The sequence below is a fragment of the Rhizorhabdus argentea genome (assembly GCF_037861105.1).
Classification (GTDB): Bacteria; Pseudomonadota; Alphaproteobacteria; order Sphingomonadales; family Sphingomonadaceae; genus Rhizorhabdus; species Rhizorhabdus argentea.
In genome coordinates this window covers 103,630-127,812 of the sequence record NZ_JBANFK010000004.1, presented here as the reverse complement: position 1 = coordinate 127,812, position 24,183 = coordinate 103,630, and the positions used below count along the sequence as shown (strand labels likewise).

25 protein-coding genes are annotated in these 24,183 nt (G+C 65.1%); 16 read left to right on the top strand and 9 right to left on the bottom strand.

The genetic code is table 11. The features are described from left to right. Positions 1–96: 96 nt before the first annotated feature. The 6 genes from AAC645_RS05065 to AAC645_RS05040 all read right to left on the bottom strand — a co-directional run bounded on the left by AAC645_RS05065 (position 97) and on the right by AAC645_RS05040 (position 5,742). Positions 97–699 (bottom strand): septation protein A, encoded by a 603-nt coding sequence (locus AAC645_RS05065; RefSeq protein WP_340314326.1) that lies wholly within the window; start codon positions 697–699, stop codon positions 97–99. 8 nt (positions 700–707) lie between these two features. Continuing rightward, the gene (ftsY, locus tag AAC645_RS05060) at positions 708–1,643 is read right to left on the bottom strand and encodes a signal recognition particle-docking protein FtsY (RefSeq protein ID WP_340314325.1); all 936 of its coding nucleotides are present in this window, start codon (positions 1,641–1,643) and stop codon (positions 708–710) included. Further along, entirely contained in the window at positions 1,640–2,899 is a 1,260-nt protein-coding gene (gene mtaB, locus AAC645_RS05055; RefSeq protein WP_340314324.1) for a tRNA (N(6)-L-threonylcarbamoyladenosine(37)-C(2))-methylthiotransferase MtaB, read from the bottom strand. The genes ftsY and mtaB overlap by 4 nt, the downstream gene beginning before the upstream one ends. Further along, entirely contained in the window at positions 2,896–3,702 is an 807-nt protein-coding gene (gene dapF, locus AAC645_RS05050) for a diaminopimelate epimerase (RefSeq protein WP_340314323.1), read from the bottom strand. The genes mtaB and dapF overlap by 4 nt, the downstream gene beginning before the upstream one ends. Before the next feature lie 48 nt (positions 3,703–3,750). Further along, positions 3,751–5,397, bottom strand: a complete 1,647-nt coding sequence (locus AAC645_RS05045; RefSeq protein ID WP_340314321.1) for a putative bifunctional diguanylate cyclase/phosphodiesterase — start codon at positions 5,395–5,397, stop codon at positions 3,751–3,753. A gap of 102 nt (positions 5,398–5,499) precedes the next feature. Further along, positions 5,500–5,742, bottom strand: coding sequence for a DUF2171 domain-containing protein (locus AAC645_RS05040; protein WP_340314319.1), 243 nt, complete (start codon positions 5,740–5,742; stop codon positions 5,500–5,502). A gap of 200 nt (positions 5,743–5,942) precedes the next feature. Here AAC645_RS05040 and AAC645_RS05035 point away from each other — a divergent pair, with 200 nt between their 5' ends. From AAC645_RS05035 to AAC645_RS04975, 13 genes are all read left to right on the top strand, one after another. Further along, entirely contained in the window at positions 5,943–7,538 is a 1,596-nt protein-coding gene (locus AAC645_RS05035) for an isocitrate lyase (RefSeq protein ID WP_340314318.1), read from the top strand. A 374-nt stretch (positions 7,539–7,912) separates the two neighbouring features. Next, positions 7,913–9,388 carry a signal recognition particle protein gene (gene ffh / locus AAC645_RS05030; protein ID WP_340314317.1) on the top strand — a complete coding sequence of 492 codons (1,476 nt, stop codon included), beginning with the start codon at positions 7,913–7,915 and terminating at the stop codon, positions 9,386–9,388. 34 nt (positions 9,389–9,422) lie between these two features. After that, positions 9,423–9,851, top strand: coding sequence for a 30S ribosomal protein S16 (gene rpsP / locus AAC645_RS05025; protein WP_340314316.1), 429 nt, complete (start codon positions 9,423–9,425; stop codon positions 9,849–9,851). Positions 9,852–10,017: 166 nt separating this feature from the next. Beyond that, positions 10,018–10,488, top strand: coding sequence for a ribosome maturation factor RimM (gene rimM, locus AAC645_RS05020; RefSeq protein WP_340314315.1), 471 nt, complete (start codon positions 10,018–10,020; stop codon positions 10,486–10,488). After that, positions 10,485–10,763: a hypothetical protein gene (locus AAC645_RS05015; RefSeq protein WP_340314314.1), complete on the top strand. Its 279-nt coding sequence runs from the start codon at positions 10,485–10,487 to the stop codon at positions 10,761–10,763. The genes rimM and AAC645_RS05015 overlap by 4 nt, the downstream gene beginning before the upstream one ends. 45 nt (positions 10,764–10,808) lie before the next feature. Then, complete coding sequence (locus tag AAC645_RS05010) at positions 10,809–11,081, top strand: AbrB/MazE/SpoVT family DNA-binding domain-containing protein (protein WP_340314313.1); 273 nt, start codon at positions 10,809–10,811, stop codon at positions 11,079–11,081. Further along, positions 11,074–11,463 carry a type II toxin-antitoxin system VapC family toxin gene (locus tag AAC645_RS05005; RefSeq protein WP_340314312.1) on the top strand — a complete coding sequence of 130 codons (390 nt, stop codon included), beginning with the start codon at positions 11,074–11,076 and terminating at the stop codon, positions 11,461–11,463. The genes AAC645_RS05010 and AAC645_RS05005 overlap by 8 nt, the downstream gene beginning before the upstream one ends. Then, positions 11,460–12,200: a tRNA (guanosine(37)-N1)-methyltransferase TrmD gene (gene trmD, locus AAC645_RS05000; RefSeq protein WP_340314311.1), complete on the top strand. Its 741-nt coding sequence runs from the start codon at positions 11,460–11,462 to the stop codon at positions 12,198–12,200. The genes AAC645_RS05005 and trmD overlap by 4 nt, the downstream gene beginning before the upstream one ends. A gap of 3 nt (positions 12,201–12,203) precedes the next feature. Next, on the top strand, positions 12,204–12,593 hold the full coding sequence (gene rplS / locus AAC645_RS04995) for a 50S ribosomal protein L19 (protein WP_340314310.1): 390 nt from the start codon (positions 12,204–12,206) through the stop codon (positions 12,591–12,593). 174 nt (positions 12,594–12,767) lie between these two features. Further along, the gene (locus tag AAC645_RS04990; RefSeq protein ID WP_340314309.1) at positions 12,768–13,793 is read left to right on the top strand and encodes an aspartate-semialdehyde dehydrogenase; all 1,026 of its coding nucleotides are present in this window, start codon (positions 12,768–12,770) and stop codon (positions 13,791–13,793) included. A 283-nt stretch (positions 13,794–14,076) separates the two neighbouring features. Further along, positions 14,077–14,853: an alpha/beta fold hydrolase gene (locus AAC645_RS04985; RefSeq protein ID WP_340314565.1), complete on the top strand. Its 777-nt coding sequence runs from the start codon at positions 14,077–14,079 to the stop codon at positions 14,851–14,853. A gap of 88 nt (positions 14,854–14,941) precedes the next feature. Beyond that, positions 14,942–16,789 (top strand): M2 family metallopeptidase, encoded by a 1,848-nt coding sequence (locus AAC645_RS04980; RefSeq protein WP_340314308.1) that lies wholly within the window; start codon positions 14,942–14,944, stop codon positions 16,787–16,789. A 295-nt stretch (positions 16,790–17,084) separates the two neighbouring features. Further along, positions 17,085–18,242 (top strand): GGDEF domain-containing protein, encoded by a 1,158-nt coding sequence (locus tag AAC645_RS04975; protein WP_340314307.1) that lies wholly within the window; start codon positions 17,085–17,087, stop codon positions 18,240–18,242. A 7-nt stretch (positions 18,243–18,249) separates the two neighbouring features. On the opposite strand, the gene AAC645_RS04970 is transcribed toward AAC645_RS04975, so the two are convergent. From AAC645_RS04970 to AAC645_RS04960, 3 genes are all read right to left on the bottom strand, one after another. After that, complete coding sequence (locus tag AAC645_RS04970) at positions 18,250–19,698, bottom strand: AMP nucleosidase (protein ID WP_340314305.1); 1,449 nt, start codon at positions 19,696–19,698, stop codon at positions 18,250–18,252. Positions 19,699–19,725: 27 nt separating this feature from the next. Further along, positions 19,726–20,208 carry a peroxiredoxin gene (locus AAC645_RS04965; protein WP_340314303.1) on the bottom strand — a complete coding sequence of 161 codons (483 nt, stop codon included), beginning with the start codon at positions 20,206–20,208 and terminating at the stop codon, positions 19,726–19,728. 88 nt (positions 20,209–20,296) lie between these two features. After that, on the bottom strand, positions 20,297–21,211 hold the full coding sequence (locus AAC645_RS04960; protein WP_340314301.1) for a glycosyltransferase family A protein: 915 nt from the start codon (positions 21,209–21,211) through the stop codon (positions 20,297–20,299). Positions 21,212–21,282: 71 nt separating this feature from the next. Between AAC645_RS04960 and AAC645_RS04955 the strand changes: the two genes are divergently transcribed. The 3 genes from AAC645_RS04955 to ahcY all read left to right on the top strand — a co-directional run bounded on the left by AAC645_RS04955 (position 21,283) and on the right by ahcY (position 24,168). After that, entirely contained in the window at positions 21,283–21,843 is a 561-nt protein-coding gene (locus tag AAC645_RS04955) for a YqgE/AlgH family protein (RefSeq protein ID WP_340314300.1), read from the top strand. A gap of 164 nt (positions 21,844–22,007) precedes the next feature. Next, on the top strand, positions 22,008–22,496 hold the full coding sequence (locus AAC645_RS04950; protein WP_340314299.1) for a hypothetical protein: 489 nt from the start codon (positions 22,008–22,010) through the stop codon (positions 22,494–22,496). A 262-nt stretch (positions 22,497–22,758) separates the two neighbouring features. Continuing rightward, positions 22,759–24,168: an adenosylhomocysteinase gene (gene ahcY / locus AAC645_RS04945; protein ID WP_340314298.1), complete on the top strand. Its 1,410-nt coding sequence runs from the start codon at positions 22,759–22,761 to the stop codon at positions 24,166–24,168. Positions 24,169–24,183: the final 15 nt, after the last annotated feature.

The following is a 24,183-nucleotide window of genomic DNA, read 5'->3' as shown; positions in this document are numbered from 1 at the left end:
TAGGTCACGATAGTAAATGCGAGGTAAGCCGGGCGTGACAGAGCGATGACAGACAGGTAAAATTGCGCGCTAAAATCCTCGATCAGAGGAAGATGCTTAGCCCTGCGGCGGCAGCGCGACGTCCTCGGCCTTTTCGGCGTTGAGGCCATGCTTCATCAGCATTGGCACATTGGCGAGCGCGAACAACAGCGTGGCGGGCATCGCGCCCCATAATTTATAGCCGAGCCAGAAGGACATGCTGGTCGAGCGCCAGACCACTTCATTGGCGATCGCCATCGCGACGAAGAACAGCGCCCAGTTCCGGGTGAGCTTGCTCCAGCCGAGGTCGGTAAGGCCGGGATAGGCGTGGCCGAGCACCGTCTTGATGGTCGGCCGTCCGGTGAACAGCCCGAACGCCAGGATGGCGGCAACCAGCAGATAATAAGCGGTGGGCTTCATCTGGATGAATTTCGGATCGTGCAGCCACAGGGTAAGCCCGCCGAACCCCAATACCATCACGCCCGAGAACAGCAGCAACGCCGATACCTTGCGGTAGATTGCCCAGGAGGCGACTACTGCGATCAGCGTGGCGCCCATGAAGACACCGGTCGACGCCATGACGTCCTTGCTGAGCCAAAAGGCCAGCAGATAGACGAGCAGCGGCCCCAGGTCGATCGCCAGCCGCATGCCCGCGCCGGGTTCGGATTTATTCAAAGCCATGTCGCCCATCACTTGCCGATCCTCTCCAGGCCCGCGATCGCGCGCGCCACTTCCGCCGGGTCGAACGGCTTGAGATCGTCAACCCCTTCGCCCAGCCCGATCGCGTGGACCGGCATGCCATAGCGCTCCGCGGCAGCGACCAGCACGCCGCCGCGCGCAGTGCCGTCGAGCTTGGTCATGATCAGGCCGGTCACGCCCGCCGTCTCCTTGAATATCTCGATCTGGCTCAGCCCGTTCTGGCCGGTGGTCGCATCGAGTACGAGCAGAACGTCGTGCGGCGCCGCTGGGTTCAATCGCCCTAGCACCCGCCTGATCTTGGCAAGCTCGTCCATCAGGCCAGTCTTGTTCTGCAGGCGACCGGCGGTGTCGACGATCAGCACGTCGATGCCCTTCTCGGTACCCTGCTTGACGCCCTCGAACACGAGGCCGGCGGCATCGCCGCCCTCGCTGCCGGTGATGATCGGCACGTCGACCCGCTCGGCCCAGACCTTGAGCTGGCCGATCGCGGCGGCGCGGAAGGTGTCCCCCGCGACCAGCATCACCGCATAGTCCTGTTCCTTGAGCCAGTGGGCAAGCTTGGCGATCGTGGTGGTCTTGCCGGATCCGTTGACGCCGATGACCAGGATCACCTGCGGCCGCGGGAATGCTTCGATCTCCAGTGGCCTCGCGACCGGCGCCAGCACCTTCTCGATCTCCTGCGCGACGATCTCGCGCAGGGCGCGCTCGTCCAGCCCCTTCTCGAACATCTCGCCGGCGAGCCGGTCGCGGATGCGGCGGGAGGTGACCGGGCCCAGGTCCGAGGCGATCAGCGCCTCCTCGATTTCGTCGAGCGTGGCTGCGTCCAGCGCGGCCTTGCCGAACAGGCCGGTCAGGTTCTCGCCCAGGCGGTCGGAGGTCTTGAGGAAGCCGCCCAACAGTTTCTCGTGCCAGCGCTTGTCGCTCATGCGGCCATGCCTGCGGATCTTCCCTTGAGGCCATCGGCATCGATGCCGGTGATGATGGTGGAGACGATGCGCCCCGGTTCGGGCACCTCGCCTTCGAAACGCACCCGCGCGAAATTGGCCGCGTGACCGGCGCCGCCGCGCTCGGCCAGCACCGCCTGCTCACTGCCGACCAGGGTGGTGAGCCAAGCCGCCTGGCGCGCCTGCGCCCGTTCGCGCAAGCGGGCCGCCCTGCGCCGGATCGTCGCGCGATCGAGCTGGGGCATCCGTGCGGCCGGCGTCCCGCTGCGCGGCGAATAGGGGAAGATATGGCCGAACACGATGTCGCAATCGTCGATCAGCGCCGCGGTATTCGCCGCCATCGCATCGTCTTCGGTGGGGAAGCCGGCAATCAGGTCGGCACCGATGGCGATGTCGGGTCGCGCCGCCTTCAGCCGCTCGACCATCGCGACCGCCTGCGCGCGACTGTGCCGGCGCTTCATCCGCTTGAGGATCATGTCGTCGCCGGCCTGCAGCGAGAGATGCAGGTGCGGCATGATCCGCGCCTCGCCGGTCACCAGCGCGAACAGCCGGTCGTCGATCTCGATCGAGTCGAGCGACGAGAGGCGCAGCCGACGGAGATCCGGCACATGCGCCAGGATCCGCTCGACCAGCATCCCCAGCGTCGGCGCACCGGGCAGGTCGGGGCCGTAGCTGGTGAGGTCGACGCCGGTCAGCACCACTTCTTCGTGGCCCTGCTCGACCAGCACCCTGATCCGATCGACGACGATGCCGGCCGGCACCGAGCGGCTGTTGCCGCGGCCGTAGGGAATCACGCAGAAGGTGCAGCGATGGTCGCAGCCATTCTGGACCTCGACGAAGGCCCGGGCATGGCCGGTGAAGGCGGATGCCATGTGCGGCGTGGTCTCGCGCAGCGCCATGATGTCGGAAACATGGATATCGGCGGCATCCGCGCGTTCGAAGCCGAACAGGTCGGCGCGGCCCTTGTCGGCATTGCCGATCACCCGCGCCACTTCGGGCATCGCCGCGAAGCTGGCCGGCTCGATCTGGGCGGCGCAGCCGGTGACGACGATCCGCGCCTCGGGCCGGCGCCGTGCCGCCTGGCGGATCGCCTTGCGCGCCTGCTTGACCGCCTCCGCCGTCACCGCACAGCTGTTGACGATGATCAGGTCGTCGGCGTCGGCCGCCAGCGCCCGCATCGTCTCGCTCTCGGCTATGTTGAGCCGGCAGCCCAGCGTGATCAGCTCGGGGCCGCTCATCCGAAGGCGCTCAACTCGACTTCCGCGGTGAACACATGGGTGGCCGGGCCTGACATGGTGATCCTGCCGCCGGGCGTCCAGTCGATCACCAGCGGCCCGCCGGGCAGCGTCACCTTCACCGGCGCATCGACGAGACCCGCGCGGATCGCCGACACCGCCGTCGCGCAGGCGCCGGTGCCGCACGCGTCGGTGAGACCGACGCCGCGCTCCCACACCCGCAGGCGGATGTTCGTCCGGTCGTCGACCGTCGCCACATTGACGTTGACCCTCGCCGGGAACAACGGGTCGGTTTCGATCAGCGGGCCGAGCCGGCCGAGCTCGACCGCATCGCATTCGGGAACCAAGAAGATCACGTGCGGATTGCCGACATTGGCCGCCATCGGCGCGGTCAGATCCTCCCAGGCGACCGGCATCGCCCGCGTATCCATAGCATAGGCCAATGGGATAGCGTCCCAGTCGAACCGCGGCGCCTCCAGCTCGACCGACACCGTCTCGCCCTCGCTGCGGCCACCGAGCAGGCCGCCGAGCGTCTCGAGGGTCGCGCTGCCGCCAAGCAAGCTGACCACACAGCGTGTGGCATTGCCGCACGCCTCGACCTCGCCGCCATCGGCGTTAAAAATCCGCATCCGCGCATCGGCTATCGTCGACGGCTCGAGCAGGATCAGCTGGTCGCAACCAACCCCGGTCCGCCGGTCGGCGAGCGCGCGCGCGCGCGCCTCGGTGATCTCCACCGGACGCTCGCGCGCATCGATCACGACGAAATCATTGCCGAGACCATGCATCTTGTGAAAGCGGACCATCATCGCCGCGCGATTTAGGGATTAGCGGAGGGCAAGTCCATAAGGCGAGACTCAAGATGCCAGCCGCTTGCGACCCTGACGCATTGACACCACTTCACCGGCAACCGCGCTGGGGCTTGCCGCGATCAGAAGTCCGCGCTCGGCGAGCAGGGCGCGAGTGGCGCGGGCCGGGATGGCGCGGCCGAAGTGCCAGCCCTGGCCGGTGGTGCAGCCCAGGCCGATCAGCATCATGTGGATCTCGCCGGTTTCGATGCCCTCGGCCATTGCGGCGATGCCCAGACTGTCTGCCAGCGAGACGATCATCCGCACCAGCGCCGCCGCCTCGGCGTCTCGGGCCATCCGCGTCACGAAGCTGCGATCGATCTTGATCCGATCGAGCGGCAAGGCACGCAGGTGGGTGAGGCTGGAATAGCCGGTTCCGAAATCGTCGAGCGCGACCCGGATGCCCTGGTTCTTGAGGCTGCCGATGATCGAACTGGCGAAGCCCAGATTTTCCAGCAGCGCCGCCTCGGTGATCTCGATTTCGAGCCGCTCGGCGGGAAAGTTCATCTCGATGAGCAGCTTGACGATCTTCTGTGCAAGCCAGGGATCGCGCATCTGCGCCGGGCTGATATTGACCCCGAGCAAGAGGGTCGGGTGCCAATGTCGCGCCTCCTCGAGCGCGCTGCGGATCAACGACATCGAGAGTTCGCCGATCAGCCCTGACTCCTCGGCGATGGGGATGAAAACCGATGGCTCGATCAGCCCATGTTCGGGATGCTCCCAGCGGGCGAGCAGCTCGAATCCTATCAGCGCGCCGGTGGCGAGATCGACCTGTTGCTCGAACCACGGCACGATCTGGCCGGTTGGAATGCCGGCGCGCAGCCCGAGCTCGATCTGGTTTCGCAGCTCGAGCTCGCGTTCCATGCTGGCATCGAACCAGGCGCGGCGGTTCCGTCCGCTGCGCTTGGCCGCGTAGAGCGCGATATCCGATCGCCGCATCAGCGTATCGATGGTGCGGCAGCCGGCCTCGGTGCGGGCTATGCCCACGGACGCTCCGATCCGCGCCTCGACGCCGCCGACCATGAACGGTTCGGCCATGCGGGCGAGGATCGCGTCGGCAATGCTATCGACGGTCGCAGGCAGGCTCGGATCGAATGGAAAGGCGCAGGCGAACTCATCGCCGCCCAACCGCGCGGCGATGGCGTGCGGCGGAAGCGGCGCCGTCATCGCCTCGGCAGCCGCGCGCAGCAGCTGGTCGCCGGCCATATGGCCGTGCAGGTCGTTGATCGCCTTGAAATGATCGAGGTCGACCATCAGCATCGCCACGGACCGCTCGCGCTTCAGCGTGGCCTCCATCATCCGTGCGCCGCTTTCACTCAGCGCGCGCCGGTTGAGCAGGCCAGTGAGCGGATCGCTGGTGGCAAGCTCGCTAGCGTGCGCCTCCGCGGCACGGCGCAACGCGACTTCGTGCTTGAGCACGCGGTAACGCCGCCAGCCTAGCACGGTCAGCGCGACATTGAGCAGCAACACCGATACCAGGATGTTGTCGGAAACCGACAGGCCGCCACGCAGCGAACGATAGACCGATGCGACGACCGACCAGCCGGAGGCGATCACGAGCAAGGTCGCAGCGACGCTCACCCCGGCGGCCAGCAGGTCGCGACGATCCCCCGGCGGGCTCGCTTGCGTGCCCTCCTTGCTCGTCCTGCCTTCCATGTCGTCTCCGGTTTCTAGCGAAGACGCAGCCTAGTCGGGCGAGATTGACAATAGTTTAACGTGATAGCCGCCGGGCTCCCGAAGGGCGATCGCCGCGCACGTTCAGGCTTCCTCCTCGAACATGACGGCGACATCGGCATTGGCGGTCAGCCGAACCCTGCCTCCCTCGACCTCGGCGACCAGGCCACCCGGGACATAATGATTATGACCGCGATGGCCGCCCTGGCCGCTGTCCGCCTTGGTGAGCTTGATCCGGGCACCGTCGACATGGTCGACGGTGCCGACGTGCACGCCATCGGCGCCAATGACCTCCATATGCTCCTGGATGCGCGAAAGATCGGCCATGGAAATTCTCCTGCGTTGAAGGTCCGTTCGAACGCGCGGCAACGCAGAAGTCTCCGCCAAGTGCGGTGTAAGATGTTTACAAGTTTTCATTCACAGCGGAGAACGCCCTGACGCGACCACCTCATTTTTGGGCACCCAGCTGCTGACATTGCCGGGTTTCAGGTGTCTGACGCTTACAACAAACGCATGAGGGAACCGCGATGACCTACCAAGACCAGATCAGTCAGACACAGCAGCTGATCCGCAGCTATAACGGCACCTGGGACGGCATCGACGCCGAGTCGGTCGCTCGCATGCGGCTGCAGAACCGCTTCCAGACCGGGCTCGACATCGCGCGCTACACCGCCGCGATCATGCGCCGCGACATGGCTGCCTATGACGCCGATCCCGCAAATTATACCCAGTCGCTGGGTTGCTGGCATGGCTTCATCGGCCAGCAGAAGATGATCTCGATCAAGAAGCATTTCGGCACCACCAAGCGCCGCTATCTGTATCTCTCGGGCTGGATGGTCGCCGCTCTGCGTTCCGATTTCGGGCCGCTGCCCGACCAGTCGATGCATGAGAAGACCAGCGTTCCGGCGCTGATCGAGGAGCTCTACACCTTCTTGCGCCAGGCCGATGCCCGCGAGCTCGGCATGATGTTCCGCGAGATCGACAAGGCCCGCGAGACCGGCAACCAGGTCGAGGAGCAGCGCCTGCTCCACGCCGTCGAGAATTACGAGACGCATGTCGTGCCGATCATCGCCGATATCGATGCCGGCTTCGGCAACGCCGAGGCGACCTATCTGCTCGCCAAGAAGATGATCGAGGCCGGCGCCTGCGCGCTGCAGATCGAGAATCAGGTGTCCGACGAGAAGCAGTGCGGCCATCAGGACGGCAAGGTCACCGTGCCGCACGAGGACTTCCTCGCCAAGGTCCGCGCCTGCCGCTACGCCTTCCTCGAACTCGGCGTCGAGGATGGCATCATCGTCACCCGCACCGACTCGCTGGGCGCCGGGCTCACCAAGCAGATCGCCTACAGCAAGGAGCCGGGCGATCTCGGCGACCAGTATAACGCCTTCCTCGACTGCGAGGAGGTCACCGACCTCAACAGCATCAACGGCGACGTGGTGATCAACCGCGGCGGCAAGCTGATGAAGCCGAAGCGCCTGCCGTCGAATCTCTATCAGTTCCGCGAAGGCACGGGTGCCGACCGTTGCGTGCTCGATTGCATCACCTCGCTCCAGCATGGCGCCGATCTGCTGTGGATCGAGACCGAGAAGCCGCACATCGAGCAGATCGCCTCGATGGTGGACAAGATCCGCGAGGTCATCCCGAACGCCAAGCTGGTCTACAACAACTCGCCTTCGTTCAACTGGACGCTCAACTTCCGCCAGCAGGTGTTCGACGCCTGGGTCGAAGCCGGCAAGGACGTGTCGGCCTATGATCGCGCCAAGCTGATGAGCGTCGACTATGACGGCACGGATCTCGGCATCGAAGCCGATGAGCGGATCCGCACCTTCCAGCGCGACGCGGCGAAGCGCGCCGGCATCTTCCACCACCTGATCACCCTGCCGACCTACCACACCGCAGCGCTGTCGACCGACAACCTCGCCAAGGAATATTTCGGCGAGGCCGGCATGCTCGGCTACGTCCAGGGCGTACAGCGTCAGGAAATCCGCCAGGGCATCGCTTGCGTGAAGCACCAGAACATGTCGGGCTCCGACATCGGCGACGATCACAAGGAATATTTCGCCGGTGAAGCCGCCCTCAAGGCCGGCGGCGCCCACAACACGATGAACCAGTTCGCGGCGTAAGCGAACGGAGTCGACCCATCCGAGCGGAACGGGAGGCCCGGGGCGCAAGCTCCGGGCCTTTCTTTTTGATCGACGAACCCGCTCTTCCTTCGTCACCCCAGCGCAGGCTGGGTCTCAGCCGTCGGGGACGGTGTCGAACGTTGCGAACCCCGACCGAGATGCCAGCCTACGCTGGCATGACGTTAGTGGATGGGTGGCGGCAAACCTTGCTTTCTTAGCCCCGTCCCGCTAAAGCCCGCCCGTCTTACAGACAGCAAAGCATTGGACGCGTCCACGGATGCACGCTGGCCGGCGAGGTTTCGCCCGCCGGCGTTGTTTGCGTTTTGCACCTGTAAGGCAGCAATTTCGGCGCTTCGGCGCAGAGGAGTGAACCGATGTTCGAAAGTCTGAGCGAACGGCTGGGAGGGGTCTTCGACCGCTTGCGCGGTCGCGGCGCGCTTTCCGAATCGGATGTGCGCGAGGCGATGCGCGAGGTCCGCATCGCGCTGCTCGAGGCCGATGTCGCGCTTCCCGTGGTCCGCGAGTTCGTCGACAAGGTCACCGAACAGGCGGTCGGCCAGAATGTACTGCGCTCGGTCACGCCGGGCCAGCAGGTCGTCAAGATCGTCCATGATGCGCTGGTCGAGATGCTGGGTTCGGAAGCGTCGGACCTCAACGTCGACGTCAGCCCCCCGGCGATCATCATGATGGTCGGCCTGCAGGGCTCGGGCAAGACGACGACGACTGCGAAGATCGCGAAGCGGCTTACCGAAAAGGGCCGCAAGAAGGTCATGATGGCGTCGCTCGACGTCAATCGCCCGGCCGCGCAGGAGCAGCTCGCGATCCTCGGCACCCAGACCGCGGTCACCACCTTGCCGATCGTCCAGGGCCAGCAGCCTGTCGATATCGCGCGGCGCGCGCTCCAGTCGGCCAAGCTCCAGGGCTATGACGTCCTGATCCTCGACACCGCCGGCCGGCTCCATGTCGACCAGGCGCTGATGGAGGAAATGAAGGCGGTCGCCGGCGTTGCCGACCCTGAGGAAATCCTGCTCGTCGTTGACGCGCTGACCGGCCAGGACGCGGTCAACGTCGCCCGCAGCTTCTCCGAGCAGGTACCGTTGACCGGCGTGGTCCTGACCCGGATGGACGGCGACGCGCGCGGCGGCGCCGCGCTGTCGATGCGCGCCGTCACCGGCAAGCCGATCAAATTCGTCGGCACCGGCGAGAAGCTCGACGGCATCGAGCTGTTCCAGCCGAGCCGCGTCGCCGGCCGCATCCTCGGCATGGGCGATGTGGTCAGCCTGGTCGAGCGCGCCGCCGAGACCATCAAGGTCGAAGAGGCCGAGGCGATGGCCGCCCGGATGGCCAAGGGCCTGTTCGACATGAACGACCTGCGCAACCAGCTGCGCCAGATGTCGCGTATGGGGGGGCTTTCGGGCCTCGCCGCGATGCTGCCCGGCATCAAGCAGGTCAAGCAGGCGATGGCCTCCGGCGCGGCCGACGACAAGGTGCTGGTGCGGATGGACGCGATCATCGGATCGATGACGCCCAAGGAACGCACGAGACCGGAACTGCTCAACGCCAAGCGCAAGATCCGCGTCGCCAAGGGCTCCGGCACCACCGTGCAGGACGTCAACAAGCTCCTGAAGATGCACCAGGAGATGTCGACGATGATGAAGAAGATGAAGAAGATGGGCGGCCTCAAGGGCCTCGGCGCGCTGCTCGGCGGCGGCGGGGGCGGCGGCCTGGGCGGCCTGCTCGGCGGTGGCGGCGGCATGCCCCCGATGGCGGGCGGCGGCGGTCTTCCCGGGCTGCCCGGCAATCCCCAGGGCCTGCCCCCCGGTTTCCAGAATTTCATGAAGAAGAAATAAGCACTTAGACCGAATACCAGAAAGGAAGTTCCTAATGTCCGTATCGATCCGTCTCGCCCGTGGCGGCGCCAAGAAGCGCCCTTATTATCGCATCGTCGTCGCCAATTCGCGCAGCCCGCGCGATGGCGCCTTCATCGAGAAGATCGGGTCGTACAACCCGCTGCTCGCCAAGGATGACGCCAACCGCGTCGTGCTCGACACCGAGCGTGCCAAGCATTGGCTGTCGGTCGGCGCGCAGCCCACCGATCGCGTCGCCCGCTTCTTCGATGCCGCCGGCGTCAAGGAACGCGCCGCCCGCAGCAACCCGAACAAGGGCGTTCCCGGCGACAAGGCCAAGGAGCGCGCCGAAGAGCGCCAGGCGAAGCTCGACGCCGCTGCCGAGGCCGCTGCTGCTCCGGCACCGGTCGTCGAGGAAGCTGCCGCCGAGGAGGCTCCTGCCGACGAAGCGCCTGCAGAGGCTTGATTGTTTTAGCCCCTCCCTTCCCAGGGAGGGGTTGGAATGGGTGACGCCGGCCTCCATCCGTCACCCCGGCGGAGGCCGGGGCCTCGATCGTCAGGGACGGAACGGACGTCGCGAGCTCTATTGAGATTCCGGCCTCCGCCGAAACGACGGTAGAAAGGAAGCTGGCGTGAGCGACCGCGCGATCACCGTCGCCGCCATCATCGGCGCGCACGGCATCTCAGGCGAGGTGCGTCTCAAGCTCCTCAGCGAGGATCTCAAGGCCTATCCGAAGCTCTCGGGTGGCGGACGAACCTTCACGCTCACCTCACTCCGTCCGGCCGGGGCGGGCGCCGTTGCGCGCTTCGCGGAGATCACCGATCGCAACGCCGCCGAGGCGCTGCGGGGTACCGAACTCTGCGTGCCGCGCTCGGCGCTGCCGCCGCTCGGCGAGGGCGAATATTATCATATCGATCTGATCGGCCTGCCCTGCCTTGCCGATGGCGAGCCGGTCGGGACGGCCGTACTGATCGACGATTTCGGCGCGGGTGACGTGCTCGAAATCGAGAAGCCCGATGGCAAGCGCTTCATGGTGCCGGTGGCCAAAGCCGTGACGATCGAGCCCGATCGCCTGCTGATCGACCCGGAGTTCGTCGAATGAATGCCACCACGATCTTCCTGACCATCGCCGCAGTCTATTTGACGATCATCGCCTATGGCGTCGTCCGTACCCGCAAGCGGGGCCTGCCGCTCCAAGTCCGCTTCGCCGCCGCCACGGCGCAGGTGGTGCTACCGCCCGCGATCCTGTTCGGCGCGCTGCTGATGACGCGCGACGCCTTGATGATCGGCGGCTGGGGCGTGATGCTGGCGATGCTGCTCGTGGCTGGCGCGTTGCTGGCGGTCTGCACGGATATCGTGGCGCGACGCGTCTTGTAGCCAGGCCGTGTATTGTATATACATCCTGTATATACGGGGGCAGTGATGAGCGAGGAATATCGCGCCAAGATTTTCAAATCGGGCAATTCGGTGGCGCTGCGCTTGCCGAAGGCACTTGGCTTGAAGGAAGGCACCGAGATGATCGTACGCGAGGAACACGGTGAGTTCACGCTGCGGCCGGTGGACGAGAAGCCCCGCAAGATCGATTTGACCGGGATCGCAGGATCGATCCCCGATTTCAAACCTTTCTCACCTGAAGAACGCGCGTTCGAAGAGCGAGAACTCGATTGGGAGGGAAAGCTGCTGCCACGTGGCTGACCCTCACTTTCTGCTCGACTCCGATATCTGCATCTACGTCCTCGCAGACGCGACCGGGCCGTGCGCGGCGCGTCTTGGACAATGCGACCAAGGTAGTGTTGTCACCTCGATGATCAGCTACGCCGAGGTGATCCGTGGCATCCCTTCCCCAGACGAAGTGAAGCGTCGAGCAGCGGCAAAACTGTTCGGAGTTGTGCCACCTTTGGCTTTCGACCGCGCTGCTGCCGATATCTACGCCGGCCTGCCTTTCAAAAGAGCGCGTTACGATCGCCTCATCGCAGCGCATGCTCTGGCGCTCGGCCTTACGCTCGTGACAGCGAACGTAAGGGATTTCGCCGACATTCACGGCCTGCAGGTCGAGAACTGGACCTTGCCCGCATGACTTTCGCCGCCACCATCCTAACCCTCTACCCCGAGATGTTCCCCGGACCGCTCAGCATCTCGCTCGCTGGCCGCGCCCTCGCCGAGGGGAAATGGGCGTGCGATCCTGTGCAGATCCGCGACTTCACCACCGACAGGCACCGCTCGGTCGACGACACGCCGGCGGGCGGCGGCGCGGGGATGGTGATGCGGGCGGACATCCTCGCGCGCGCCGTCGATGATGCGCTCGTGCGCCAGCCACAGGCGCCGGTGCTGGCGATGACGCCGCGCGGCGCGCCGCTGACTCAGGCGCGCGTCCGCGAGATCGCGGCCGGCCCCGGCGTCACGATTCTCTGCGGCCGGTTCGAGGGAATCGACGAGCGGCTGTTCGAGGCGCGCGCCATCGAGCCGGTCTCTATCGGCGACTATATATTGTCGGGCGGCGAGATGGGCGCGATGGTGCTGCTCGATGCTTGCATTCGGCTGCTTCCCGGCGTAATGGGCGCCCCCGATAGCGGGGATGACGAGAGCTTCGAAACGGGGCTGCTCGAATATCCGCATTATACCCGACCTGCTGAGTGGGAAGGGCGCACGATCCCCGAGGTGCTGCGATCTGGGGATCATGCGAGGATCGAGGCATGGCGAAAATCCATGGCCGAGACCGATACAAGGCTAAGGAGGCCGGACCTTTGGGAGCGCCATGAGGGTGCTCGGGTCAAGTCTCCCTCTGGCGCGCGGCAACAGAAGAAGGAGCGATGAGCCATGAACCTCATCCAGACGCTCGAAGCCGAGCAGATTGCCAAGTTCAAGGAATCGAAGTCGATTCCCGATTTCCGTCCCGGTGATACGCTCCGCGTCGGCGTGAAGGTCGTCGAAGGCGAGCGCACCCGCGTCCAGAATTACGAGGGCGTGTGCATCGCGCGCTCGAACAGGGGCATGGGCAGCTCGTTCACCGTGCGCAAGATTTCCTTTGGCGAGGGCGTCGAGCGCGTGTTCCCGCTCTATTCGCCGAACGTCGATTCGATCGAAGTCGTCCGCAAGGGCGTCGTACGGCGTGCGAAGCTCTATTATCTGCGTGGCCGCACCGGTAAATCGGCGCGAATTGCGGAGCGCCGCGACAATAAACCGGCCGCCGAGGCCCAGGAAGCCTGATCGACCAGGCAACCAACCCAAACCTCGCAGACGGCCGGCTCCCCAGGGAGACCGGCCGTTTGTTTGTCCATCGAACAGAGAAATGAACGTCACCCCAGCGAAAGCTGGGGTCTCATGAGGCTCCTGAGATCCCAGCTTTCGCTGGGATGACACATATACAAGGAAAGCAAGACCATGGGCTATCGTGTCGTCGTCGCGGGTGCCACCGGCAATGTGGGCCGCGAAATGTTGAACATCCTGGCCGAGCGCGAGTTTCCGATCGACGAGATCGCCGCGGTCGCCTCGGCGCGGTCGCAGGGCGATCAGATCGAATTCGGCGAGACCGGCCAGATGCTCAAGGTCCAGAATATCGAGCATTTCGATTTTACCGGCTGGGATATCGCGCTGTTCGCAATCGGCTCGACCGCCACCAAGATCTATGCGCCCAAGGCGGCCGCAGCAGGCTGCACCGTGATCGACAACAGCTCGCTCTACCGGATGGACCCGGACGTACCGCTGATCGTGCCCGAGGTGAACCCGGAGGCGATCGACGGCTACAAGGCGCGCAACATCATCGCCAATCCGAACTGCTCGACCGCGCAGATGGTGGTGGCGCTCAAGCCGCTGCACGACGCCGCGAAGATCAAGCGCGTTGTCGTGTCGACCTACCAGTCGGTGTCGGGCGCCGGCAAGGAAGGCATGGACGAGCTGTTCGAGCAGAGCCGCAACATCTTCGTCGGTGATCCCGCGACGCCGAAGAAGTTCACCAAGCAGATCGCGTTCAACGTGATCCCGCACATCGACAGCTTCCTCGACGACGGTTTCACCAAGGAAGAGTGGAAGATGGTCGTCGAGACCAAGAAGATCATGGACCCCAAGGTCAAGGTCGTCGCCACCTGCGTCCGCGTGCCCGTGTTCGTCGGCCATTCGGAAGCGATCAACATCGAGTTCGAAAACGAGTTGTCGGCACAGGACGCGCAGAAGATCCTGCGCGAGGCGCCCGGCGTGATGCTCGTCGACAAGCGGGAGGACGGCGGATACGTCACCCCGGTCGAGTGCGTCGGCGACTTCGCCACCTTCGTCAGCCGCGTCCGCGAGGACCCGACGGTGGAGAATGGCCTGGTGCTGTGGTGCGTCTCCGACAACCTGCGCAAGGGCGCCGCGCTCAACGCGGTGCAGATCGCCGAACTGCTCGGTCGGCGTCACCTGAAGAAGGGGTGAATCTTCCGGCTTGCCGCCGCACCTCAACCTTCTCCCGTCATTCCAGCAAAGGCTGGGGTGACGGGAAAGTGACATAGGCATCCGCAAAACTTCCGTCTATTCAAACGGCGCTGATCGGCAGCGTCGCGGTCTCATTGCCACTGAGCGCATGGGGCACGGCTTATCCGCGGCTTCACATCATAGCGGCGCGGAGGCGCTGCTCGATGCGTGGATCGACACGCGCGATCTGCCGCGCTACCGCACCGGGGACAATGCGGCGATCGTGGACCGCTGGATGAAGCCGTTGGCAAACTCCCCCACCAAGACCACCACCCACAGCTTCGCGGGCGCCGACGGCGCGGCGATGGCATGGCACGAGATGGGGGCGGCCGATGCGCGGCCGCTCATCCTGATCCACGGGCTGTTCTCGAACGCCGCCACCAACTGGATACGCTATGGCCATGCCGCCAAACTGGCCGCGCAGGGGCGGCGGGTGATCATGCCGGATCTGCGCGCGCATGGCGAAAGCGCGAAGCCACACGACGGCGGCGGCTACCGCCATGACATCCTTGCCAACGATAATCTGGCGCTGATCGAACAGCTGGGGCTCGCGCCCGGCGGCTATGATCTCGGCGGCTACTCGCTCGGCGCGCGCACCACCGCGCGGATGCTGCTGCGCGGCGCCCGGCCCGGCAAGGCGATGCTTGCGGGCATGGGGCTCGAGGGGCTGCTCGATCTCGGCAGCCGGGTGGAGTTCTTCCGCAGCGTGCTCGAAGGCGTCGGCACTCACCAGAAATTCTCATCCGAATGGATGGCCGAAGCCTTCCTCAAGACCACAGGCGGCGATTCCCGGGCGCTGCTCCTGCTGCTCGACCATTTTCCTGCGATCCCGCGCGCGGCACTGACCGAGTTCGAGCTGCCGATCCTCGTCCTGACCGGCGCCGAGGACCACGACAATGGCTCGGCACGGGCGCTGGCCGATGCGCTGCCTAATGCCGCGTTGGTCGAGGTGCCGGGCAATCATATGAGCGTGGTAACGCTGCCGCAGTTCGGCGACGCCATGGTGGACTGGTTTCGCTAGCGTATTATCCGTATAGCACACGCTTGACCCACACGAGCTCCCTGGTGACAATGCTGTCAGCGCAACAGCTTCGCCAAGGAACCTTTCGATGAAATCTGCAATCAAGGCGGTGTCGTCCGCGCTTGCCCTCGCCATCTTGCTGGCGACCGCCCCTGCCTCCGCCCAGAGTTCGCAACAGGCCCCGCCGCTTGCTGCTCCGGCCACCGCGGCCGAGGCCGACGCTTTCGTTGCGGCTGCCGAAAAGGAGCTTGGCGACTACAGCATCTTCTCGGCGCAGGTCTCCTGGATCAACGCCACCTATATCACCGACGATACCGATGCGGTGAACGCGAAGGTGGGCGCAGACCTGACCGAGATGCAGGTGCGCCTCGCCAAGGGTGCGGCGCGGTTCGATGGAGTCCAGCGGCTGAGCTACGATACGCGCCGCAAGCTCGACATGCTGAAGCAGGGCATCACCCTGCCCGCGCCCGACGCGCCCGGCGCGGCCCGCGAGCTCAACGACATCGCGACGCGGCTCCAGTCCGCCTATGGCAAGGGCCGGGGCACGCTGCGCGGCCAGCAAATCAACGGTTCGGATATCGAGGCCGAGATGGGCACGAACCGCAACCCTGCGGAACTCAAGGAGATGTGGGTCAGCTGGCACGACAATGTCGGCCGGCCGATGAAGGGCGACTATGTCCAACTGGTCGAGATCGCCAACAAGGGTGCGGTCGAGCTCGGTTACAAGGATCTGGGCGCGATGTGGCGCGCGGGCTACGACATGCCGGCGGACGACTTCGCGAAGATGATGGACAGGCTGTGGGTCCAGGTGAAACCGCTGTACGACGCGCTCCACTGCTACACCCGCGCCCGGCTCAACGCGAAATATGGAGATGCCGTCCAGGCGAAGACCGGACCGATTCGCGCAGACCTGCTCGGCAATATGTGGGCGCAGGAATGGGGCAACATCTATGATGTCGTCGCCCCCAAGGGCGCCGGCGACATAGGATATGACATCGGCGATCTGCTGATCGCGAAGAAATATGATCCGGTGAAGATGGTTCAGGCGGGCGAGGGCTTCTATTCGTCGCTGGGTTTTGCGCCGCTGCCCGACACCTTCTGGAAGCGCTCGCAGATCACCAAGCCGCGCGACCGCGAAGTCGTCTGCCACGCCTCGGCCTGGGATATCGACAACAAGGACGATCTGCGGATCAAGATGTGCACCAAGGTGGTATCCGACGATTTCGTCACCATCCACCACGAACTCGGTCACAATTATTATCAGCGCGCCTACAACAAACAGCCCTATCTCTATCTCAATGGCGCCAATGACGGCTTTCACGAAGCGATCGGGGACTTTGTCGCGCTGTCGATAACGCCAGATTATCTGGTCAAGATCGGGCTGCTCGATCCTGCCAAGGTACCCGGCACCGACAAGGACATCGGCCTGCTGCTGCGCCAGGCGATGGACAAGGTGGCGTTTCTTCCGTTCGGGCTGCTGATGGACAAATGGCGTTGGGGCGTGTTCAGCGGCGCCATCCAGCCGGCGAATTATGAAAAGGCGTGGACCGATCTGCGCCTGCAATATCAGGGGATCACGCCGCCCGTGGCGCGCGATGCCGACGCGTTCGATCCAGGCGCCAAATATCATATCCCGGGCAACACTCCCTATGCGCGTTACTTCCTCGCCCGCCTCCTGCAGTTCCAATTCTACAAGGCGGCATGCGACCAGGCCGGCTGGAAGGGGCCGCTGCACCGCTGTTCCTTCTACGGCGACAAGCAGGTAGGCAAAAAACTCAACGCGATGCTGGCCATGGGCGCATCGAAGCCCTGGCCCGACGCGCTCGAGGCGTTCACCGGCAGCCGTCAGATCGACGGCTCGGCAATGATTGCCTATTTCAAACCTCTGATCGGATGGCTCAATGCGCAGAACAAGGGACAGCGCTGCGGCTGGTAAGCAAGAGGCCGCGGCTGCAATGATTCGGCCGCGGCCCAGCCCCGGAGGCAAAGGACTCGAACCGGCCAAGAAACGGCTGCCTGCTGCAGTAGCGAAACACTAAAATCATCGTTCGATGACTCCAAAATGGCGCAAACGACCGAAAACGGTACATAGCACTCGCCATGACTATTGCCTTTTGTAACTGCCTGCCGCAGTGCGGCAATCCATCGACATCGAATAGCGTCGACCGTCGAAGGTATGTTTTGCCTTTGCCGTCCGGCTTTGTTGTGTTTGGGATCCGATGACGGCAGCGATGGTCCACATCATTGCGTTGACCTTCATTGCCGCGATGCTCGCGGCGGTGATGCTGATCGCGTGGCACAGCTTCGGCAGGCCGCGCCATGCCTTGATCTGGGCTATCGCATTTTCCGTCGCCACCGGCGAATTGTTCTCGAACCTGCTGATGCGCCTCTATGCCGACCATGACGCGCTGCTGTTCGCGCTCGTTGCCGGCCTGAGCTGCCTCTCGAATGCGCTGATCGCGGTCGGCTTCATCGCACGGGCGCGCGAGCGCGCGAATCTGCCGCTGCTGCTGCTCGCCGCATGCGCAGCAGCGATGCTGATCTCCGGGATGACGTTCACCGTTCAGCACCGCGGCGTGTGCGAGGCGACGTGGCTGTTCTTCGGCGGGGCGATGCTGGTGATCAGCGCCGCCAATGTCGCGCGCTCGTTGAAGGCGGCTCCGCCGCCCGAGCGTTCAGTCGCGATGATGCTGGTCCTGTTCGCCGCGATAGACTTCGCAGCCGGTGGGGTCGCGCTTGGCGAAGGCGCCACCGCACATGGCGGAGGCCTGATGTTCGTCCGCACCCTGCTGATGCTGCTCTATCCTCTGGCCTTCATCGGCGTCGGCATCTTCGCGGTGTTCCTGGTGGCGGCGGACCTGGCGGAGAATATGCGGCAGCTGGCCACCTCGGACATACTGACCGGCATCTACAATCGTCGCGGGTTCGAGGATGCGGCCGAACGGGCGATCCGCAACGCCCAGCGCCAGCGCCAGCCTCTCGCGGTGGTGGTCGCCGACATCGACAGCTTCAAGGCGATCAACGACCGCCACGGCCATAATACCGGTGATCGCGCGCTGCGTCATTTTGCGACCAGGCTCGAGCGCCTCATCCGCCGCGGCGACGTGATCGGCCGGATCGGCGGCGAGGAGTTCGCGCTGCTGCTCGTCAACACCCGCGCCCAGAACGCCCTGGACGTCGTCGAGCGGATCCGCCGCGACATTGCCGCGATGCCGGTCGACGGCCCCGCCAGGATCACCATGACCGCGAGCTTCGGCGTCACCGGCCTGCGTCCCGGAGACATCTCGCTCGCCGCCCTCCTCGCACGGGCCGACCGGGCGCTGTATCGGTCCAAGCTCGACGGCCGCGATCGCGTGACGAGCGCCGAGGATTTAGACGAGGCGGTCTAGCGGGACTTCACCGGAAAGGCGGCTCGTTGAACGCGCGCAATTTGCGGCTGTGCAGGCGCGCGCCCTCGCCGCGCAGCTGGTCGACGGCCGCTATGCCGATCTGGAGATGCTCGGCAATGGCGCGTTCGTAGAAGCGGTTGGCCTGGCCCGGCAGCTTGATCTCGCCATGGATCGGCTTGTCGGAAACGCATAGCAGTGTCCCGTAGGGAACGCGGAAGCGATAGCCCTGCGCCGCAAGAGTCGCCGATTCCATATCGATCGCCACCGCCCGGCTCTGGCTGAAGCGCAGCGCCGAGGCGGTGTAGCGCAGTTCCCAGTTACGATCGTCCGAGGTCACCACCGTACCGGTTCGCATCCTGAGCTTGAGCTGCTCGCGGCTCTCTCCGGAGACGATCTCGGCGGCATGGGTCAGCGCCTGCTGCACCTCCGCGATGGCGGGAATCGGGATTTCGGGCGGCAACACGCTGTCGAGGACATGGTCGTCACGCAAATAGGCATGGGCCAGCACATAGTCTCCGATGCGCTGGCTGGGGCGCAGCCCGCCGCAATGGCCGATCATCAGCCAGGCCGCCGGCCGCATCACCGCAAGATGATCGGTGATCGTCTTCGCGTTGGAAGGGCCGACGCCGATGTTGACCAGGGTGATCCCCGACCGATCGGGCGCGACCAGATGATAGGCCGGCATCTGGTGCCGCCGCCACGCGCTGTCGGCGATGGCCGCGCGGGGATCCGGGTCGCCGGAGCGAATCTCGACGCCGCCCGCGCCGCTCAGCAGAGTATAGCGGCTGTCGCCATCGAGCTGGTCGATCGCCCAGTGGACGAACTCGTCGACATAGCGGTGATAGTTGGTGAACAGGATATAGTCCTGAACGTGGCTTGGCGGCGTGCCGGTGTAATGGCGGAGCCTGGCGAGGCTGAAATCGACCCGCGGAGCATCGAACAGCGCGAGCGGGCGCGGGCTGTCGCCGTCATGGACCCACAGGCCGTCGGCGAGTTCGTCGCCGATCTGCGCGAGCTCGGTCGAAGGAAAGATCCGCGCCAGCTCGACCGGCGAGGCACCGGTCAGGTCGAGATCGTCGCCGGCATCGAGCACATAGTTATAGGGTATCTCGGTGGTGCTGATGCCGGCCTCGACGCTGACGCCATAATCGTCGATCAGCAGGTCGATCTGCTGAGCGAGATAGTGAGCGAACAACGAGGGCTGGGTGACGGCGATCGCATAATCGCCGGCCGCTTGGAGCCGCCCGTAAGCGCGGCCGAGCGGGCCTGGGTCCCGCAGGCCGTCATAGCGCAGCCTTATCTCAGGATAGGCGAAGGCGCCATTACCGCGCAGCGCCGGATCGGGCCGCGCGCCGCTCCGGATGTACAGATTCAGCGCCGCGCGAAGGCAGGAAACCGATTGGTGGTAAATCGCATCGAGCTGTTCGACGATGGCCAGGCTCTGGGCAGATGGCAACAGGTGTCCTTCCGTGCGGCAGAGGGATCAGAGCTGCCCCAGCATATGCTCGGCGCTGCTCACGTCATAGTCGCGCGGGGCCTCCACATTAAGGGTCGTGACGACGCCGTCCCTGACGATCATCGAGAATCTCTGCCCGCGCAGGCCCATGCCGGCGGCGGTTCCATCCATGGTCAGGCCCAGCGCCTTGACGAACTCGCCATTGCCGTCGGCCAGCATCGCCACCTTGCTTCCCGCACCGGCAGCCTTGCCCCACGCATCCATCACGAAGACATCGTTGACCGCGGTGCAGACGATCTCGTCGACACCCTTGGCCAATATGGCCTCGGCCTTGTCGATGAAGCCCGGCAGATGGCGCGCCGAGCAGGTCGGCGTGAAGGCGCCCGGCACCGAGAACAGCACCACCGTACGCCCGCCGAACAGCGCATCACCGGTGATCTCGACAGGCCCTTCGGCGGTCATCTTCCTGAAGCTGGCGGTGGGAATTCGGTCTCCGACGGTGATCGTCATATGTGGTCCTCGTGTCTTTCCCAGGTGCGGGTAATCGCATCATGTTGCAGTTTTTGGATTAATTCCACCAACCGCTCATCCATGCGAGCTATACGCGCTCGCGCAGCCGCATCAACCAGGGCGCCAGAAAGGGCGCCATCCGCATCAGCCAAAGCGCCTTGCGCCAGCGCGGGCTGCGGGTACCGACGCCGAGGCGGATCAGGTCGGCGACGCCGGCGCGCACCTTGCCTGCGGCGACGCGCTGGAAGGCATCCTCGATCGCCATGTCCTTCTCGATCCGCGCGCACATCTCGTCCGCCGCAGCCGCTTCCGGCCGCCCGGCGAGATGTTTCCGCGCCTTGTCCATTACCGCATGGGCAGTGCGCAGCATGACCGTGGTATTGCCAGACATCTGCCCCGCGCGCCGACGGTAGCGGGCGAGCGGGCGGGGCACATGGGCTAGATCCCAGCCGGCCGCGAGCAGCCGGATCCAGGCGTCGAGATCCTCGGAGGATTTGAGGCCGGCATCGAAGCCGCCGATGCCGAGTATCGCCTCGCGGCGCATCGCGGTCAGGCCGAACACGTTGAACTCGCGACGGATGACCCGTTCCAGCGTGGCGGGCGCGATCTGCGGACAATAGGCCGAGAAACGCTCGCCCGCCCGGTCCGCGCCGAAGAAGACGGCGTCGCCTGTCGCAAAGCCGATCCGCGGCGAGACCTCGATCGCCGCGATCATCGACGAGACGAAATCGGGCTCAAGCACATCGTCGCCGTCGAGCAGCGCGACATAGGGCGTGTCCGCCGCGGCGATCGCGCGGTTGCGCGCCGTCGGCAGCCCGCCATTTTCGGTCTGGAGGAAGCGGATCCTCGGATCGGCGAGATAGCGCGCGATATGCTCCGCCACCCGCACGTCGCCATCGTCGACCACGATCGCCTGCCAATCGGCGCGGTCCTGCGCAATCACCGAATCGAGCGCGTCCCCGAGCATCGGGCCAACCCCATAGGCCGGGATCACCACCGTCATGACGGCTCGGTTTGGCGCGCCCCTGTGTTCCCCCGATTGCGTCGTCATCGACGGGACTATAAAAGTTGGCGATGGATGCGCCAGCCTCTCTCAGCGGACAATATCTGCTCGCCATGCCGGGCATCAGCGATCCGCGTTTCGCCAGGGCGGTGATAGCGATGTGCGCCCATGACGAGCAGGGCGCGCTGGGCGTCGGCGTTGGCCATCTGCTGCCAGGCATCACCCTGCACAAGCTGCTCGCCCAGCTCGACATTCCACCCGGCGCCGCGCCCGATTGTGCGATCCATATCGGCGGACCGGTCGAGCCGCAACGCGGCTTCGTCCTCCACAGCACCGACTGGGCGGGCGGCGACACCCTCCGCGTCGACGAGCGCTGGGGTCTGACCTCCACGCTCGACGTCCTGCGCGCGATCAGCGAGGGACGGGGGCCGAAGCGCTGGCTGGTCGCGCTCGGCTATGCCGGCTGGGGGGAGGGTCAGCTTGACCAGGAGATGCGGCGCCATGGCTGGCTGGCGACTCCGGGAGACGACGAGCTGTTGTTCGAGAACGACGCGCCTCGCCGATGGGAGCTGGCGATGCGCAGCGCAGGCATCGACCCGCGCCTGCTCGCCTCCACCAGCGGCCAGGCGTAGAAAGGTCCACATCCAGCGCTTCGTTCCGGTAACGTATTGATTCACAATGCGTTCTTCTTGCCTTTCACCAAGGCTATTAACCTTCAAGGAATGAATATCGCGCACTTTGCTGAGGCGGTGGCGGCTCGATGGGGGCGGCCAGTGCCAAGGCGAGGCGTTCTCCTATGCGAAATATCTTGTGCACGGCAATCGCCGCGCTGGCCGCGGTGTCGCCGGCCACGGCCGGCTGCTGGTCAGCGGAGCATGTCAGCGCCGCGCATGTCCGCGACCTCCAGACCTTCCTGATGGTCGAAACGCTGCGCTGCCAGGCAGCGGGCGTCGACATCTCGACGGATTACAACGCTTTCGTGCGCGGCAACCGGGTGGCGATCGCCGCCGCCAACGACCGGCTCAAGGCCTTCTTCATCGGTACAGCCGGGCCGGTCTATGGCCAGACCGCCTATGACCGCTTCGTCACCTCGCTCGCCAATGCCTATGGCGCGGGCCGCACCAATGCCGACACATGCGAGGGCGCGCGCAGCGTTGCGGCAGAAGGCGCGCTGATGGCCAACTCCGGCGAAGGCCTCGAGATGATCGCTGCCCACCAGGGGCTGAGCCCGGTGCTGCCCGGCGGGATCTGCGGCCACGAGACGATGGCCGAGCTGGGGCGCTAGACCAAGGCTCTCCCGCCCCGTTTTCGTCATCCCGGCGGAAGCTGGGATCTCATGAGGCCGGCGCGACACACATCCTGAGCGCCTGCCTTGCAGGCAGTCGAAGGGCCGGGATGACGATGTTTTCTCGCAAAGCGGTGTAATCCACCTCGGGAGATATCGGATATAAAGATATCTTTATATTTGCATTCCAGCCCCCCTGCCGCTAAGGCCGCGGGCATCGCCGCCGGTGACTCCGGCTGCCCCAGCCCCAAGGAGAAGCAAGGTGGCCACCGCCGTTGCGACTGAATTCAACGACTATGTCATCGCCGATCTGAGCCTCGCCGAATTCGGCCGCGCGGAGATCAACATCGCCGAAACCGAGATGCCCGGCCTGATGGCGCTGCGCGCCGAGTTCGGCCCGTCGCAGCCGCTGAAGGGCGCGCGTATCACCGGTTCGCTGCACATGACGATCCAGACCGCGGTGCTGATCGAGACGCTGACGGCGCTCGGCGCGCAGGTGCGCTGGGCGACCTGCAACATCTTCTCGACCCAGGACCACGCCGCGGCCGCGATCGCCGCGACGGGTGTGCCGGTGTTCGCGATCAAGGGCGAGAGCCTGGCCGACTATTGGGACTATGTCGGTTCGATCTTCGATTGGGGCGACGAGACCGCCAACATCATCCTCGACGACGGCGGTGACGCCACCATGTTCGCGCTGTGGGGCGCCAAGCTGGAAGCCGGCGCGACGCTGGGCGAGCCGGAAAATGACGAGGAAGTCGAATTCCACCGAGCGCTCAAGGCGTTCATCGCCCGCCGCCCCGGCTATCTGACCGAGACCGTCAAGAATCTGAAGGGCGTGTCCGAAGAGACCACCACCGGCGTCCACCGCTTGTATGAGATCGCCAAAAAAGGCGAGCTGCCCTTCCCCGCGATCAACGTCAACGACAGCGTCACCAAGTCGAAGTTCGACAATCTCTATGGCTGCAAGGAGTCGCTGGTCGACGCGATCCGCCGCGCCACCGACGTGATGCTGGCCGGCAAGGTCGCCTGCGTCGCCGGCTTCGGCGATGTCGGCAAGGGATCTGCCCAGTCGCTGCGCAACGGCGGCGCCCGCGTGATGGTCACCGAAGTCGATCCGATCTGCGCGCTGCAAGCGGCGATGGAGGGCTTCGAGGTCGTGACGATGGAAGAGGCCGTGACCCGCGCCGACATCTTCGTCACCGCCACCGGCAATGCCGACGTGATCACTGCCGAGCACATGGCGGCGATGAAGCCGATGTCGATCGTCTGCAACATCGGCCATTTCGACAGCGAGATCCAGATAGCTGCGCTCAGCAACTATAGCTGGAACGAGGTCAAGCCCGGCACCGACCTGGTGACCTTCCCCGACGGCAAGCAGATCATCATCCTCGCCAAGGGGCGACTGGTGAACCTGGGCTGCGCGACGGGCCACCCGTCGTTCGTGATGTCGGCGAGCTTCACCAACCAGACGCTCGCCCAGATCGAGCTGTGGACCCGCGGGGAGAGCTACAGCAACCAGGTTTACGTGCTGCCCAAGCATCTCGACGAAAAGGTGGCTGCGCTCCACCTCGAGAAGCTCGGCGTCAAGCTGACGAAGCTCACCCCCAAGCAGGCCGGCTATATCGGCGTCAGCACCGAAGGCCCGTTCAAGCCGGACCATTACCGCTATTAAGCCATGATCCACACC

Bases quoted from the DNA above. Each gene is read 5' to 3' on its own strand.
- AAC645_RS05065 (WP_340314326.1), bottom strand. From the start codon at position 699: ATGGCTTTGAATAAATCCGAACCCGGCGCGGGCATGCGGCTGGCGATC.
- ftsY (WP_340314325.1), bottom strand. From the start codon at position 1,643: ATGAGCGACAAGCGCTGGCACGAGAAACTGTTGGGCGGCTTCCTCAAG.
- mtaB (WP_340314324.1), bottom strand. From the start codon at position 2,899: ATGAGCGGCCCCGAGCTGATCACGCTGGGCTGCCGGCTCAACATAGCC.
- dapF (WP_340314323.1), bottom strand. From the start codon at position 3,702: ATGATGGTCCGCTTTCACAAGATGCATGGTCTCGGCAATGATTTCGTC.
- AAC645_RS05045 (WP_340314321.1), bottom strand. From the start codon at position 5,397: ATGGAAGGCAGGACGAGCAAGGAGGGCACGCAAGCGAGCCCGCCGGGG.
- AAC645_RS05040 (WP_340314319.1), bottom strand. From the start codon at position 5,742: ATGGCCGATCTTTCGCGCATCCAGGAGCATATGGAGGTCATTGGCGCC.
- AAC645_RS05035 (WP_340314318.1), top strand. From the start codon at position 5,943: ATGACCTACCAAGACCAGATCAGTCAGACACAGCAGCTGATCCGCAGC.
- ffh (WP_340314317.1), top strand. From the start codon at position 7,913: ATGTTCGAAAGTCTGAGCGAACGGCTGGGAGGGGTCTTCGACCGCTTG.
- rpsP (WP_340314316.1), top strand. From the start codon at position 9,423: ATGTCCGTATCGATCCGTCTCGCCCGTGGCGGCGCCAAGAAGCGCCCT.
- AAC645_RS05015 (WP_340314314.1), top strand. From the start codon at position 10,485: ATGAATGCCACCACGATCTTCCTGACCATCGCCGCAGTCTATTTGACG.
- AAC645_RS05010 (WP_340314313.1), top strand. From the start codon at position 10,809: ATGAGCGAGGAATATCGCGCCAAGATTTTCAAATCGGGCAATTCGGTG.
- trmD (WP_340314311.1), top strand. From the start codon at position 11,460: ATGACTTTCGCCGCCACCATCCTAACCCTCTACCCCGAGATGTTCCCC.
- rplS (WP_340314310.1), top strand. From the start codon at position 12,204: ATGAACCTCATCCAGACGCTCGAAGCCGAGCAGATTGCCAAGTTCAAG.
- AAC645_RS04990 (WP_340314309.1), top strand. From the start codon at position 12,768: ATGGGCTATCGTGTCGTCGTCGCGGGTGCCACCGGCAATGTGGGCCGC.
- AAC645_RS04980 (WP_340314308.1), top strand. From the start codon at position 14,942: ATGAAATCTGCAATCAAGGCGGTGTCGTCCGCGCTTGCCCTCGCCATC.
- AAC645_RS04975 (WP_340314307.1), top strand. From the start codon at position 17,085: ATGGTCCACATCATTGCGTTGACCTTCATTGCCGCGATGCTCGCGGCG.
- AAC645_RS04965 (WP_340314303.1), bottom strand. From the start codon at position 20,208: ATGACGATCACCGTCGGAGACCGAATTCCCACCGCCAGCTTCAGGAAG.
- AAC645_RS04960 (WP_340314301.1), bottom strand. From the start codon at position 21,211: ATGACGGTGGTGATCCCGGCCTATGGGGTTGGCCCGATGCTCGGGGAC.
- AAC645_RS04955 (WP_340314300.1), top strand. From the start codon at position 21,283: ATGGATGCGCCAGCCTCTCTCAGCGGACAATATCTGCTCGCCATGCCG.
- AAC645_RS04950 (WP_340314299.1), top strand. From the start codon at position 22,008: ATGCGAAATATCTTGTGCACGGCAATCGCCGCGCTGGCCGCGGTGTCG.